The organism is Nocardia sp. NPDC006982 (assembly GCF_042869435.1).
Lineage (GTDB): Bacteria > Actinomycetota > Actinomycetes > Mycobacteriales > Mycobacteriaceae > Nocardia.
Genome location: NZ_JBIAFV010000006.1, coordinates 330,106 through 343,666, shown reverse-complemented (window position 1 = coordinate 343,666; position 13,561 = coordinate 330,106). Strand labels below are relative to the sequence as shown.

General features: G+C 65.4%; 11 protein-coding genes. 5 read left to right on the top strand and 6 right to left on the bottom strand.

Annotated features, from left to right (window positions below; all coding sequences use genetic code 11):
* Positions 1 to 12: 12 nt before the first annotated feature.
* From ACFYOW_RS25665 to ACFYOW_RS25650, 4 genes are all read right to left on the bottom strand, one after another.
* Positions 13 to 1,068 (bottom strand): hydrogenase expression protein HypE, encoded by a 1,056-nt coding sequence (locus tag ACFYOW_RS25665; protein WP_387291939.1) that lies wholly within the window; start codon positions 1,066 to 1,068, stop codon positions 13 to 15.
* A 112-nt stretch (positions 1,069 to 1,180) separates the two neighbouring features.
* On the bottom strand, positions 1,181 to 1,981 hold the full coding sequence (hypB, locus tag ACFYOW_RS25660) for a hydrogenase nickel incorporation protein HypB (RefSeq protein ID WP_387291937.1): 801 nt from the start codon (positions 1,979 to 1,981) through the stop codon (positions 1,181 to 1,183).
* Positions 1,939 to 2,313, bottom strand: a complete 375-nt coding sequence (locus tag ACFYOW_RS25655; protein WP_387291935.1) for a hydrogenase maturation nickel metallochaperone HypA — start codon at positions 2,311 to 2,313, stop codon at positions 1,939 to 1,941. The genes hypB and ACFYOW_RS25655 overlap by 43 nt, the downstream gene beginning before the upstream one ends.
* Positions 2,314 to 2,438: 125 nt before the next feature.
* Positions 2,439 to 4,670 (bottom strand): serine/threonine-protein kinase, encoded by a 2,232-nt coding sequence (locus tag ACFYOW_RS25650; RefSeq protein WP_387291933.1) that lies wholly within the window; start codon positions 4,668 to 4,670, stop codon positions 2,439 to 2,441.
* A 236-nt stretch (positions 4,671 to 4,906) separates the two neighbouring features.
* Between ACFYOW_RS25650 and ACFYOW_RS25645 the strand changes: the two genes are divergently transcribed.
* The 5 genes from ACFYOW_RS25645 to ACFYOW_RS25625 all read left to right on the top strand — a co-directional run bounded on the left by ACFYOW_RS25645 (position 4,907) and on the right by ACFYOW_RS25625 (position 9,517).
* Positions 4,907 to 5,176: a DUF1876 domain-containing protein gene (locus ACFYOW_RS25645; RefSeq protein WP_387291931.1), complete on the top strand. Its 270-nt coding sequence runs from the start codon at positions 4,907 to 4,909 to the stop codon at positions 5,174 to 5,176.
* Between the two features lie 157 nt (positions 5,177 to 5,333).
* Positions 5,334 to 6,275 carry a class I adenylate-forming enzyme family protein gene (locus ACFYOW_RS25640; protein ID WP_387291929.1) on the top strand — a complete coding sequence of 314 codons (942 nt, stop codon included), beginning with the start codon at positions 5,334 to 5,336 and terminating at the stop codon, positions 6,273 to 6,275.
* 169 nt (positions 6,276 to 6,444) lie between these two features.
* On the top strand, positions 6,445 to 7,665 hold the full coding sequence (locus tag ACFYOW_RS25635; RefSeq protein ID WP_387292405.1) for a PucR family transcriptional regulator: 1,221 nt from the start codon (positions 6,445 to 6,447) through the stop codon (positions 7,663 to 7,665).
* A gap of 359 nt (positions 7,666 to 8,024) precedes the next feature.
* Positions 8,025 to 9,038 carry an alcohol dehydrogenase catalytic domain-containing protein gene (locus tag ACFYOW_RS25630; RefSeq protein ID WP_387291927.1) on the top strand — a complete coding sequence of 338 codons (1,014 nt, stop codon included), beginning with the start codon at positions 8,025 to 8,027 and terminating at the stop codon, positions 9,036 to 9,038.
* 167 nt (positions 9,039 to 9,205) lie between these two features.
* Positions 9,206 to 9,517: a hypothetical protein gene (locus ACFYOW_RS25625; protein ID WP_387291925.1), complete on the top strand. Its 312-nt coding sequence runs from the start codon at positions 9,206 to 9,208 to the stop codon at positions 9,515 to 9,517.
* Between the two features lie 218 nt (positions 9,518 to 9,735).
* Here the strand turns inward: ACFYOW_RS25625 and ACFYOW_RS25620 are convergent, their stop codons facing one another.
* Together ACFYOW_RS25620 and ACFYOW_RS25615 are read right to left on the bottom strand one after the other, a co-directional pair.
* Positions 9,736 to 10,191: a nitroreductase/quinone reductase family protein gene (locus ACFYOW_RS25620; RefSeq protein WP_387291923.1), complete on the bottom strand. Its 456-nt coding sequence runs from the start codon at positions 10,189 to 10,191 to the stop codon at positions 9,736 to 9,738.
* Between the two features lie 56 nt (positions 10,192 to 10,247).
* Complete coding sequence (locus tag ACFYOW_RS25615) at positions 10,248 to 13,532, bottom strand: BTAD domain-containing putative transcriptional regulator (RefSeq protein ID WP_387291921.1); 3,285 nt, start codon at positions 13,530 to 13,532, stop codon at positions 10,248 to 10,250.
* Between the last annotated feature and the right edge of the window lie 29 nt (positions 13,533 to 13,561).

Genomic DNA, 13,561 nt, shown 5'->3' with positions numbered 1-13,561 from the left:
CGAAATATCTCCCTACCAGGTGCGTGTCGCGCCGGATTCGAGCTTTCCGCCCTTGTGCCGCCAGCGCGGTTCCTTGTCGACGGTGCGGCCGGTGATGTGGCGAAGACTGCGGATCACCGACCCGTACAGCCCGGAAGCGGTCGAGGAGATCTTGCCGCCCGGCGGTTCGTCCATGAACGGCATGAACTTGTCCGGGAATCCCGGCATCGTGCAGCCGATGCAGATGCCACCCACATTCGGGCACCCGCCCACGCCGTTGACCCAGCCGCGCTTGGGCACGTTGCACTTGACGACCGGACCCCAACAGCCCAGCTTCACAATGCATTTCGGTGATCCGTACTCTTCGGCGAAATCACCCTGCTCGTAGTAGCCAGCTCGATCGCAACCTTCGTGCACGGTGGCGCCGAACAACCACTTCGGGCGCAGCGCATCATCGAGCGGGATCATCGGCGCTTGGCCCGTGGCCATATAGAGAAGGTAGGTAAGGGTTTCGGACAGATTGTCGGGCTGGATCGGGCAGCCGGGCACGCAGACGATCGGGATGCCCGCTTTGCTCTTCCAATCCCAGCCGAGATAGTCCGGGACACCCATCGCGCCGGTCGGGTTTCCCGCCATCGCGTGGATACCGCCGTATGTCGCGCACGTGCCCGCGGCGACCACTGCGGTCGCCTTGGGCGCCAGCCGATCGAGCCATTCGCTCGTCGTCATCGGCTGACCGGTCGCAGGATTGTTGCCGAAGCCGCACCAGTAGCCCTCTTCGTGCAACTGCTCATTGGGGATCGACCCCTCGACGACCAGAACGAACGGGTCGAGTTCGCCCCGATCTCCCTTGAAGAACCACTCCAGGAAATCGTCCGCGCCGCCGGTCGGACCGCATTCGAAATCGATGAGCGGCCAATGCACGGCAATCTTCGGCAATCCCGGGAGTGATCCGAGTGCGATCTCTTCGATGCTCGGCTGGGAGGCGGCGGTGAGGGCCACCGAATCGCCGTCACAGCTGAGTCCCGCATTGATCCAGAGGACGTGGATCAAGGTGTCTTCGGCTTTTACTGCTTCCTGAGTTGGCATCGGACTGCCACCTTCCGCAGCGGGGGCACGCGGATACTTCTCTGGTCAGCTACGCCGACTGATCCGCGTGTGACTCTGATCACATGAGTCTAGGGCTGAGAGCCAAGGGCTTTCAAGGTATCGGTATGCCGACGGTTAACCGGGCGGTGAGCCAGTCGTACCAGAGAGAGAGTCCATCGCCGGTGGCCGCCGATACCGGAAGGATTTTTACGCCGGGATTCACCGACTGCGCGTACTCCACGCATCGCGCTGAATCGAAGTCCACATATGGCAGCAGATCGGTTTTGTTGATCAGCACCAGTTCCGCCGCGGCAAACATGTGCGGATATTTCAACGGCTTGTCGGTGCCCTCGGTGACCGAGATGATCACGACCTTGCCCGCCTCGCCGAGATCGAACAATGCCGGACAGACCAGATTGCCCACATTCTCCACGAACAGCAGGCTGCCCGGCGCCGGATCCAGCGCGTCGAGAGCGCGTCGCATCATGTCCGCATCGAGATGGCAGCCGGCGCCGGTATTCACCTGCACGACCTTGCAGCCGGTTGCCTCGATGCGCTGCGCGTCCAGCACGGTTGCCTGATCGCCCTCGATGACGGCCACCGGAACCGAGTCGAGCTCGCGGATCGTCCGCTCGATCAGGGTCGTTTTGCCCGCGCCGGGCGAACTGGTCATATTGAGCGCCAAGATCTCGCGTTCACGCAATCGCGCACGGTTCGCCGCGGCGAGCTCATCGTTCTTGGCGAGCACCTTCTGTTCGAGGGTCAGCGTGGTCAGAGCATGTTCGTGGGGGTGTTCGTGTTCATGCCCGGGACCATGCTCGTGGTGGCCATGATCGTGCGGGTGATCGTGGTCCTGATGTCCGACGGTGATCACAGCGACCCCGTCGCCCTCGCATCCGCAGGTTGCGCACATCGCTCACTCACCTCCATCGATACGATTCGAAGTTCCCGCCCCGCGGTTATCTCGACATCGGCGCTGCCGCAACGGCACAGCACGATGAGGTCGGGCAGGAGGAATTGCGCCCCGCAGTTCCGGCAATGCGCCGTCCCTTCGACAATGCGCAGGTCCAGCCTTGCTCCCTCGGCGATTGTTCCCTCGGTGGCAAGCTCGAAACAGAACTGCATGGACTCGGGCACCACAGCGCACAGCGCGCCGACCTCGACCGTCACGTCGTGCACAAGGCGCCCTTGCGCATGCTCGCAGACGGCGTCGACAAGGTACTGGGTTATAGCCATTTCATGCATCCCGACCTCGCCTTTCGACAAGCCCTGGGGTGAATCCTACGCTGGGGAGTTCTGCGATCGGTCCGGTATTCCGTATGTGGTTTTCCAGGCAAAAGCGAGTGCGCAATCCGGCCCCCCGAATGCCGTCAGCGAGAATCAGGCTTTTGCAATACCACCCGCTCGAGTGCGCGCAGGTCTGCATCCAGCTTGCGGAATAACCAATAAGCGGCGACGAACGCGAGCCCGGAGGCCGCGCACAACCCAAGAACCGAATCGCGCACGAGCGGAAGCTCCTCGGGTTCGAGTGCGGTGAATCCGGCCAGCACCCCGACCAGCGGCACCGACGCCGTCACCGCGAGATAGGCCGTGAGTCGGCGACGCAGCGCACGCAGATAGGCGGCGTCATGCGCCGATGTGCGGCCGTGGCGCAGGTAGATGGGATAGACGCAGCGGACGACGTAGAACGTGGAAAGGAAGAATGTATAGGCAACGGAGATGGTGCCCGCCACCAGAACGGTCGCGGCCGCGTGGACCATCAGCCGCGCCGGTAGGTCGGTGAACCAGCGAAGCAACATCACCCCCGTCACGGTTGCGCACACCGCGAACAGCAGGGTGTTCATCGCACACAGGTCACCCCAGAACAGTGTTCGCGACCGCACTCGTGCGAGCTTTGCCTCGTCGTAGCATCTGCCGGCGCGCAAGCCGCGAGGCACCGCGAGTAAATCACGCGACATATACGCGTAGATGAGGATGGCCGGTGGCGAGGCGCAGAGGATGAAAATGATGACACCCTTGTTGAGCTGCGAGTTGGTGGCATCGGGCAGCCGCTCTCTTATTAGTTCCTGGACGTGCACAGCCATGTAGACCGTAGCCAGGGTGACGCCGACCAGCGAAGACAACCACAGGACGGGGGTGGGCCAGCGCGAAAGTCGGGTCCGCCAACTGTTCGGCGGCGGATAAACAAGGTCGCGGGCGCGTTCTTCGAGGCACAAGTCGAGCTGCTGGGCCAATTCCGAACCGCAGGAGTAGCGGTCTTCGCGGTCGGGCGACAGACACTTCAGCAGCACTCGGCGCAACGCCGCGGGGCAATCCGGCGGAAGCTCCGACAGGAACGTCGACTCGACGGGTTTGCGCCGCAGTTCGAGCATGCGGGCCAGCGATGTCTCCGACTCACCCGCGCAGGTTTCGTCCGCAAATGGTCGATGTCCCGTGAGCAACTCCCACAGCATGACCGCCAGCGCATAGATGTCGCTTCGAGTATCGAGATCGGCGGCAGTCGCGGGAAGGTCCGGATGGCAGGCTTCGAGCTGTTCGGGCGACATGTACGCCAGTGATCCGCCGAAGTACGCGAGGGGACTCGTCCCCTTGAGGTGTTTGCTGGAGCTGACATTGAAGTCAGCCAGCTTCGGGATTCCCTCGGCGCTCAGCAGCACGTTCGCGGGTTTGATGTCCCGATGCAATACCCCCCGGTCGGACGCGTGCTGCAGTGCGTCCGCGAGTCGGCGGCCCAGCCAGGCGACGGTCTCCGGCCACGTCAGTGCGGCGGTCCGGGTCCGAACAGCTGATTCCGTTGGCCGAACCTCGCCCTTATCGGCAAGTACCTTGTCGATGGCATCGAGCAGCAGTTGGCCGCTGCGGTATTCCGGAGGCGTCGAGTGCTGCAGGCGCAGCACGTCGAGCAGCGTTCCCCCGGGTAGGTACTGCATGTACAGCAGCTTCAGCTCGCCGTCGGCGACGAGGCGCTGGTCGAAGATGCGCACGATGTATTCGTGGTCCAACTGCGCGAGGGTCTGCGGCTCATTGCCGTGGTTATGGGAAATCTTGACCGCGACCAGTCGCTGCATTGATTGTTGTCGAGCGAGATACACCTGGGCGAAGGCGCCGGCCCCGATCCTCATCAGGAGATCGAAATCGTCGATATGGTGGCCGACATCGATGGTGTCGAGAACCATTTGGGCACTCGGACGAGCAATCATCGTGCTGCGGTAGTCGCTGGTGAGCTGCGCGAGATCGGGGCCGGCCGCCGTGGCGGTGGCCTCGGCGAGGGTGGCGGCATCGGCTGCGTGCGAACCGCGGCGCAGGGCGTGGAACTCCTCGTAGACCAGCTCGGCCGGAAGCGGACCATCTTGCAGCTCTACGAATTCCGCACGGTATTCGATCAGTCGTTTGGGAAAGTGATAGCGAAGCCAGCGGTATTCGAGATCGATCTTGATCAGTTCGATCAGTATCGTGCGCCGCTCAGCCGGTTCACGGGGCAGGTACGCCGACAGGTCTGGTGGGGAACCGGACGCCCAAGCCTTGGAAAACCGTGCCACCACAGCGGCAAGCGCTGTGCGGGTTCGCTCAGCTGGATCGACCAGATCGGTCGGCTCGTACATCGGTCGCTCGGAGATCAGCGCCAAGCGCTCAGCCGGCGGCTAAGCGCGATGCGGCCTATGTCGTAGTTGCCTCACATTATTTCCTTTCCGCCAAACCTCCCTGCCCAAGGGTATCGCCCCGATACGAGCGCATGGTCGGCAAAGTCGCCGAACCGAGCATGGTGTGCGCGAGCCATGATGGTGCGATATTGGAGGTGAAGCGACACAGTCTCCGCTGAATCTGGAGGGCAGTGCGAATGCCGTCGAAAACTTGGAACATCTCCATCGCCATCGAAGAACTCGACCGCCTGACCAAAGTAAAAGCCCAGCTGATCGGCCGCGGAGACGAGCCATTGATCTCGGCCGGTTCCGCGCACACCAATCCCGCCGACGAGAACGTCCCCGCCATCGGCGATGAACTCGCTTGCGCCCGCGCGCTGCAAGATCTGGCCCACCAACTGCTGCACGCGGCCATAACGGATATCGAAGCCCACACGCACAAGCCGGTTCAGGGCTTGCAAGCCTGATAACTGACCAGGCGAGAGTTACCTCCCGGTTATGCGCGGCGGGCTTTGTCCTCCGGTGACAACGCCCGCGGCGAATTTCGTTCATGCAGGACGGTGTCCAGCGGCAGCGTGATTTCTACCGTTGTCGTCATTCCCTGTACCCCTAATGAGGACACCAATGAATGTTTCGACTCTTCCGGACCGTCGTGCGGCCGCCGCACCCGACGCGGCCGCCGTCGCCGACGACAGCACTGACCTGAACAACACAGGATTCCTCGACGCTGTGCGGCGTGCCGCCGCTACCCTGCGCGCCGCGGGAGTGTCGAGCGGCGACGTGGTTGCGATCATGTTGCCCAACACTGCCGCCTTTGTCGTATCGCTGTTCGCTACCTGGCGTGTGGGTGCCACGGTCACCCCTATCGACTCGTCGCTGACCGCTGCGGAAGCCGACTGCCAGCTGACCGACACGGGCGCCAAGGTCCTGATCACCGCGCAGTTGCCCACTTCCGACGCTCCGGTGGACACCGTCATCCCCGCCGACGATCTCACCGCCGCGGACCCCGATGTCACTGAACCCGCACGCCCCCGCGCCGACACACTGGCGCTGCTCATCTGTACTAACGGCACCACAGGCAAACCCAACAGCGTCACGGTCGACCACGCCAACCTCAACGCCATGTGCGCGATGGTGATCGAGGCGCTCGAACTCGACGGGGCCGACCACAGCCTGCTGAATCTGCCGCTGTGCCACGTCAACAGCATCGTGGTCGGCACGTTGTCGCCGCTACTCGCCGGTGGCCGCGCCACGGTGGCCTTCAGCCCGAAGACGTTCTTCGACCGGATCGAGCGCAGCCACGCCACATACATCTCCGCGGTCCCGGCCACGTATGCGCTGCTGTCGGATCTGCCGGCCCAAATCCGGCCGAACACCGCATCGGTACGTTTCGCCATCTGTGGCGCGGCCCCGGCCGACGTCGAACTGCTGACCGAATTCGAACGCAGCTACGGAATACCGATCATCGACGGCTACGTCTCCGAAGTGCCCGTGCGAGAACGCTCGTACAGCTCACCGTCACCCGCAAGGTGGACACCGTCGGAATACACCGCCCGAGCCAGCTGATTCGGATTGATTTCCACGATCCGCAGTTCGCTGCCGGTGTTGTGCCCGGAGTACAACCTCGCAATTTTCCGCGCGGTAACTGCCGAGTGACTACCGTTGGGGCGTGACGACTTTTCGTCGCGGCGGTGATGTCGATGTGAGCCGCTATGTCGCGGAGATCGCCGCCCACATGAACGAGCGGGTGACGGATATCAGCGTTATCCTGCGTCGCGGTCTCGAGGACGATATTCCCGAGTTACGCGGCGACGCCCGCACCGTCGAACTGCTCGGTGCCAGCGTGGAGGGCAATGTCGATACCATCCTGCACGCATTGCAGCACGACATTCCGGTCGCTCGGATCAACGCTCCCACGGCGGCCATCGAGTACGCCAGACGCCTTGCCCAGCATGGGGTTGCGGTCAATGCCCTGGTGCGCGCCTATCGGGTCGGCCACCGGCGGATGATCGAGTTGGTCTTCGCCGAATTGCGGGCCAGCGATATCGCGCCCGCTGATGGCGTCATGGTCGCGGAAGCGATCACCACAACGATGTTCGACTACATCGACTGGATCACCCAGCAGGTCGTCGCGGTGTACGAGGCCGAGCGTGAGCAGTGGCTGGAGAGCCGCAACAGCGCCCGCGCGCTGCGCGTACTCGAGGTGCTGTCGGAGAAGAAGCCGGTCGATGTCGATGCCGCGACCGAAGCCATCCGCTACCCGCTGCGTTGGCATCACCTGGGGCTGATCCTGTGGTATCCCGACACCGGCGCGAGCAGTGACGAGCTGAACCGGCTGCAACGCTTCGTCCGTGAGCTGGCCGAGGCGGTCGGCGCGGACGCCGCGCCGCTGATCGGGGCCGCCGACCGGACGAGCGCATGGGCCTGGCTGCCATATCGGTCCGAGCCCTCCGATGCGGTGGCCGCGGTCCGTGATTTCGCGAGCAAGCGGCCGGAGGCACCGCGGCTGGCGATCGGCATCATGGGCCGAGGGGTATCCGGCTTCCGCCGATCGCATCGGTATGCGCTGCGCGCACGCTCGGTCGCGCTGATCCGCGGGGACGTAGAACCGAGGATCATCGCGGCCAGCGATCCGGGGCTGTCGGCCGCGGCGTTGCTCGGCGGCAGCAGCGCGGAGGTCGGCGAATGGGTGGGCGAGGTGCTCGGCGAATTGGCCGCCGACAACGACAACGATGCCCGGCTGCGCGAGACGCTGCGGGTGTTCCTGCGCACCGGTTCCAGCTACAAGGCGGCTGCCGCGGAGCTCGATCTACATTTCAACTCGGTGAAATACCGTGTCGGTCGGGCGGTTTCGCGGCGCGGGCGGCCGATCACCGACGACCGGTTGGACGTCGAGCTGGCGCTGCTGATCTGCCACTGGTACGGCGCGGCGGTATTGCGGCCGAATTCTGACTGACCGCGGCCGACCTGGTTCATCGGCCCGGCGGTGTCGAAGACGATTGTCACCTGACGGCAAGACCAGCGGACGTATGATTGCCACCGGCATCGCTTTGGGCCGGTGTCTTCTCCAATGGGGCGTGCGACGCCGCGCGGTATGTGGATGACGACTCGTCGGCCGGCCATTGCACAGTGGCACGTCCAGATAGTGCTACGACCGTGACCGGGCGCTTCCGGCACCGTCGTTGCAGGCGATAGCAGCGTAGATGGCATCAAGGGTTGGCCGATTACCGTTCGAGAATTTGCCGGCGCCGCTGCCTCGGTCCGCTCTGGTGAGGTCCCCGACGCCGCCACTCTCCAGGGAAAGCGAGGATACCGATGTCTACTCATCAGGCTGTTCACGTGCAATCCGCCGGCGCGGCGTTGAAACTTGTCGATGTCGAAACGCAAGCACCGCCGCGCGACCATGTGCGCCTCGCGGTTTCGGCGTGCGGGATCTGCGGCACCGACCGTGCGTTCGTCAGCGGAGCATTTCCGGACATGTCGTGGCCGCTGACACCGGGGCACGAGATCGCGGGCACCATTGCCGAACTCGGCGCCGGCGTCGATAACTATGCCGTCGGTGACCGTGTTGCCGTGGGCTGGTTCGGTGGGCATTGCAACAAATGCGTCCCATGCCGCAAAGGTGACTTCATCCACTGCCAGAACATGCAGGTCCCCAGCTGGCACTACCCGGGCGGATACGCCGAGTCGGTGACCGTACCGACCAATGCGCTGGCCCGCATCCCTGACGCGCTCTCCTTGGCCGAGGCCGCTCCGATGGGTTGCGCCGGCGTCACCACCTACCACGCGCTTCGCGAAACCCGGGCGGTACCCGGCGACCGTGTCGCCATTCTGGGTGTCGGCGGACTGGGTCACCTCGGCGTGCAATTCGCCCGCGCGATGGGCTTCGAGACCATCGCGATCGCCCGCGGCGCGGACAAAGCCGAAGATGCCCGCGCGCTCGGCGCCCACCACTACATCGACTCGACCGCAGGCGAGGTCAGCCGAGCGTTGCGGGGACTCGGCGGCGTGTCCGTTGTCCTGGGGACCGTGGGCAACGCAAAAGCCATGGGCGAAACCGTCGATGGGCTACTACCGCGCGGTGAGCTCATCACCATCGGGGTCTCCGCCGAGCCACTGCCGATCAGCCCGATGCAGCTGATCACCCGCGGGCTCAGCGTCACCGGCCACGCCTCCGGCACCGCCCGCGATATCGAGGAAACGATGCAATTCGCGGTCCAATCCGGCGTGCGCACACGTATCCAACAGCGGCCGCTGGATCAAGCCGCCGAGGCGTACACCGCAATGGAACAGGGGCGGGCCCGGTACCGCATGGTCCTCACCGTCTGACTGATCAGGGCTCGCCGCAATGCTGATAGTCGCAGGTCATCAGGTCTGTTCGAGGCGCTGGCGGGCGATTTGATGTGCACGAATCCGGGCCAGCGCCTTCCCTTGCGACGTACCATCGGTTAATGTGTCGTTATATAGCGGTACGTTAATTGAGGGGAAGATGGCTCATGGAGATCGCAACGAAGTTCTGGACGGTGCGTCGCGTGGTGGTCGCGACGCTTTTCAGCATCGCGCTGGTGCTGGTGACGATCGCCTCGCCGCACCTTTTCGCGGCCTCGGCCGGGCCGCGGGATTCGCACAGTCCCGGGGGTGGCCACGGCTACGGAGCGGGAACGCATCCCAACAGTAATGACCACAGTCAGCACAACAGTGGTTACGGCTACGGAGCGCGCTCCAACAGCGACGGCCATGATCAGTACCGAGGCCGCACCGAGAACCCCTGTCAATACACCCCGACGGGGACGTGCGGAGCGCGCTGACGTTGTCGACGTCGCAGACGACCGGGACGATGCGGCCGGAGAACCCGCGTTGCCGAGCCTTCTCGGCCGGCTCCTCCATCCTGTCCAGCCGGCGTGCCGCTGCGATCACGCCACCCACGGGTATGACACCTCGTCGGTAGGTGCTGCGGGCTGCATCCAGTTGTCGGTCGTCGAAGTCGGACACCGAAACCGTTTGATCGCTGGGCGGGCGACGGCTATCAGATCGATGGAACGTCGATCTGATCGGCGAGTGGCTTCAGGGTGACAAGAGGAATTGTTCGGGTTGTCATTTTCTGATAGTCGGCGTAGCCGGGGTGGGCGGCGATGACGTCGGGCCACAGTTTGTCTCGCTCGGCCGGTGACAGGACGCGAGCGGTCATCGGCCGGTTCGGGCCGTGCGCGAGTGAAACCTGGACTGCAGGGTTCGCGCGCAGGTTGTGCAGCCATGCCGGGTCGATCGGATCCCCTCCGCGGGAGGCCACGATGACGATCGTGTCGCCGTCGATGATCGGTGCGGTCAGGACGACGGTGTGCGGTCGGCCGGATTTGCGGCCGATGGTGGTCAGCGTGAGCGTCGGCATGCCTTTGAAGGTTGTGCCGAGGATGCCGCCGCTGATCTTTATCACCGTGCGGTGGATGGTGTTCATCGCCTTGAGCTGACGGTCGGTCGGCATGGCGGCGCTCCTTCTGCTGGTTGATGCGTGATCTGCTACCCAGCTTCCGTGCGCGACTAGTAGTCGACTTGTAAACCGATGCGGTTGTGCACGGCGGTGATCCACTCTCGGCATCCGCAGCGGCGGGCGATGCGTTCCGCGGCGGCGTAGTGCTCGGCCGCCCGGTCGGGTTTGCCGAGCAGCGCAGCGAGGTCGCCGAGCACGGTGTCGACCGGTCCCACGGCGTGCGCGCCGGTGTCCGCGCCGGCGATCTGGCCGGTGTAGGTGCGCAGCTGCTGGTACACCTGCGCTGCTTCGGCGCGTTGTTCGAGACCCGCGACGGCTATGCCGCGCACGGTGAGGAAAAGCGAGCGGAAGAAGTCGGTACGCAGCGGGCGGCGAGCCTGCGTTGCCGCTCGTGCGCCGCCCCGGTCACCGGTCGCCAGCAGCGCCAATGCGAGCGGGTCGACAACGAGGTCGTTGCCCGAAGGTCCGAGTTGGGTGAACATTTCGGTGAGCAGCGGTGCGAATTCGCCGACCCGGCCTTGCGTGAGACGGATGGTGTAGAGGGCGATCAGCAGGTTGCCGTCCGAATCGAAGACTTTGTGGCGCACGAACAATTCGTGGGCCTGCTGATAATGCTGTTCCGCCGCTTCGAGATTCCCCGTCAGGTGGGCGATCATCGCGCGGCCCATGGTGTTCGCGGCTTGGGCCTGGCGCCACTGGTAGCGGTCGGCCAGCAGCGTCGCGGCGGCGAGTTCGGTATTCGCGCGGTCTACATCGCCGCGGGCTGCGGCAACTTGGAATGCGGCGTTACGGCCGATCAGCGCGAAGGCGGGAAGATCGTTGTCCTCGCCGAGGCGGATCAACTCGGTGGCGAGCCGTTCACGATCGGCGAGCGGAATTGATGTGTCGTACACAGAGGTCCGCGCCTGCAAGGCCAGCCCGAGCAGTCCGGGATCGTTCAGTCCACGTGCCAGCGCTTCGGCTTCCTCGGCCGCCTCGCGTGCTCGTTCGTGCAGCTCTCCGCCGATCTCGCGGACGAGCGCGACGAGGAGCCTGCAGCGCGCCTGCGGCGTGAGCCCGGGTGTCCGCAGCGCCTCGTCGATGGAGGCAACCACCCGCTGGTCGACGGACCCGTATGCGCGGTTCAGCCAGGGAGTCGGCGTGTCCCATGCGGTGAGCGCACCGATGAGCAATTCAGGCGTATCGGCCGCCGAAACCGCGCGGTCGCGTGCATCGCGAGCCGGCAGGCCGGCGCCCGCGGCGAGGTGGCTCCTGCTCATACGCGAAAGCGCGGCGACCCGCTCGGCCGTCGTGTCCGCGCCGGTGATCCGTTCCAGCGCGATGACGGCGCGACCGTAACTTTCGGCCGCGACATCGTGGGCGAATCGGTGTTCGGCCTGTTCACCCGCCGCGCGAGCGTAGTCGGCGGCCCGCCTTGCCGTCGCCGCGGTGAGCGCCTCCCCGAAATGGTGCGCGAGCGCCGACAGGTCTTCCGGCCGGGCCCGCTCGATCGACTCGGCGATGCGCAGATGCCAGCGGCGTCGTCGTATGCGGGACAGGTCACCGAGCAAGGTGTCGCGGACGAGCGCGTGTGTGAAGCGCGCGTGGTCGGGACCCGGTTCCTCGAGCAGTCCGGCGAGCACGCCCGCCTCCACGGCATCGAGGACGTTATCCTCGTCGATTTCGGCCGCGCCGATCAGCACGTCGATGTCGAATTCGCGCCCGATCACCGCGGCGAGGCGCAGGATCGACACGCTGACCTCGGGTAGCCGTGCGAAGCGCCGGCGCAGCACGTCGCGGACGCCTTCCGGTACCTCCGATGTCGCCACGAGGGCGCCCTCACTGGCGAGCAGCCGCGCACTTTCAGTGAGGTAGAACGGATTTCCATCGGTGCGTTCGGTCAGTGCCTCGATCGTTGCCCGGTCGGGATCGTGTCCCGATACCGACCGGATGAGAACCGCCGCATCGTCGAAACCCAAGCCGCGCAGGCGTATCCGCGCCGCCGTCGCGGTGGCGAGCGAGGCGAGCGCGTCTTCCAGAGGCATCCCGATCTCGTCGGGACGGTAGGCGATCACGATCAGGATGGAGGCAGATTTCGCCACGCTGCCGAGCAGGGTTACCGTCTCGGAGTCGCCGCGGTGCAGGTCGTCGAGAAAGACCGCGAGTGGTTGCTGCCGTGCCGCTTCGTCCAGGTACGCACCCACGGCGCGATGCAGCAGGAACCGCCCGACCGAGGCATCGACGCCGAACTTGCGGCGCCGGTCGGCGAGCAACGGTTCCAGCGGCTCGGCGTATCGGCCTGGATCGACCGTGCCGGAGAGCTCGCGCAGCGCCTCTACCCAGGCCCACGCCGGTGGTGCGCCGTCCTCCTCGGGACACCGGCCCGTGACCACGCGCCAGCCGCCGGCCGCCAGCTCGGCCCGAAACCGCTGCAGCAAGCAGGATTTGCCGCTACCTGCTTCCCCGATCACGGCCGCGACACGAGGTGCGCCGCCCGCCCGTGCCGCCCGCCGCAGCTCATCCAGTTCGCTTGTCCGGCCGATGAATTCGGAATGCACCGCGGGGGAGATCGGTGTCGGCGACGGAAACGAAACCGGTGCGGGTAGGTCGACGGGGATGCGTTGCGTCAGCAAATCGGCCTCGAGTTGGACCAGGGCAGGGCCGGGGTCGATGCCGAGTTGGTCCGCGAGTACGTCGCGTGCGGCCCGTAGCGCGGCGAGCGCGTCCGCTTGTCGCCCGGCATGAAACCGCGCCAGCGCCGAAATACGCCACCCCTCCTCGCGCAGCGGATGCGTACTCGTCAAGGCATCCGCTTCCGCGGCAGCGGCGGTCGGGTCACCGAGCTCGACCAATGTCGCGGCCAGCCGCTCGCGCGCGGCCAAGCGTAGTTCCTCGAGTCGGTTCGCTTCGGGCTGTGCCCACGATTCGTCGCTGAACTCGGCGAATGCCGGGCCGTGCCATCGGCTGAGCGCCTGTTCGAGGCTGCGTCGTCGTTCGGCGGGATCTGTTGGCGCGCTGCGTAGTTCGGCCTCGAACTGCCAGGCGTCCACCGCCTCGGGGTCGAGCCGTAACGCGTATCCCGGCGCCTGGCTCACCAGCACGGTGGCCGGCGAGCGGGGCAGGCGATCCGGCTCGAGGAGCTTGCGCAAGTGCGAAATGTAGGCCTGCAACGCGCCGAGTGCGCGCGGCGGCGGCTCACCACGCCAGAGATCGTCGATCAGCCGGTCGATCGGCACGACCGCGCCGCGGGCCACGACCAGAAGGGCGAGCACACCGCGCTGGCGTGGGCCGCCGAGATCGACGCTGCCGCGCTCCGTCTGCGCGGCCAGCGAGCCGAGCACCTGAATCCGCACCATGACCGGCCAAGTCTATTGCAAGTGCGCTA

Coding starts and splice junctions, on each gene's coding strand:
- ACFYOW_RS25665 (WP_387291939.1), bottom strand. CDS start 1,068: ATGCCAACTCAGGAAGCAGTAAAAGCCGAAGACACCTTGATCCACGTC.
- hypB (WP_387291937.1), bottom strand. CDS start 1,981: ATGTGCGCAACCTGCGGATGCGAGGGCGACGGGGTCGCTGTGATCACC.
- ACFYOW_RS25655 (WP_387291935.1), bottom strand. CDS start 2,313: ATGCATGAAATGGCTATAACCCAGTACCTTGTCGACGCCGTCTGCGAG.
- ACFYOW_RS25650 (WP_387291933.1), bottom strand. CDS start 4,670: ATGTACGAGCCGACCGATCTGGTCGATCCAGCTGAGCGAACCCGCACA.
- ACFYOW_RS25645 (WP_387291931.1), top strand. CDS start 4,907: ATGCCGTCGAAAACTTGGAACATCTCCATCGCCATCGAAGAACTCGAC.
- ACFYOW_RS25640 (WP_387291929.1), top strand. CDS start 5,334: ATGAATGTTTCGACTCTTCCGGACCGTCGTGCGGCCGCCGCACCCGAC.
- ACFYOW_RS25635 (WP_387292405.1), top strand. CDS start 6,445: ATGAACGAGCGGGTGACGGATATCAGCGTTATCCTGCGTCGCGGTCTC.
- ACFYOW_RS25630 (WP_387291927.1), top strand. CDS start 8,025: ATGTCTACTCATCAGGCTGTTCACGTGCAATCCGCCGGCGCGGCGTTG.
- ACFYOW_RS25625 (WP_387291925.1), top strand. CDS start 9,206: ATGGAGATCGCAACGAAGTTCTGGACGGTGCGTCGCGTGGTGGTCGCG.
- ACFYOW_RS25620 (WP_387291923.1), bottom strand. CDS start 10,191: ATGCCGACCGACCGTCAGCTCAAGGCGATGAACACCATCCACCGCACG.
- ACFYOW_RS25615 (WP_387291921.1), bottom strand. CDS start 13,532: ATGGTGCGGATTCAGGTGCTCGGCTCGCTGGCCGCGCAGACGGAGCGC.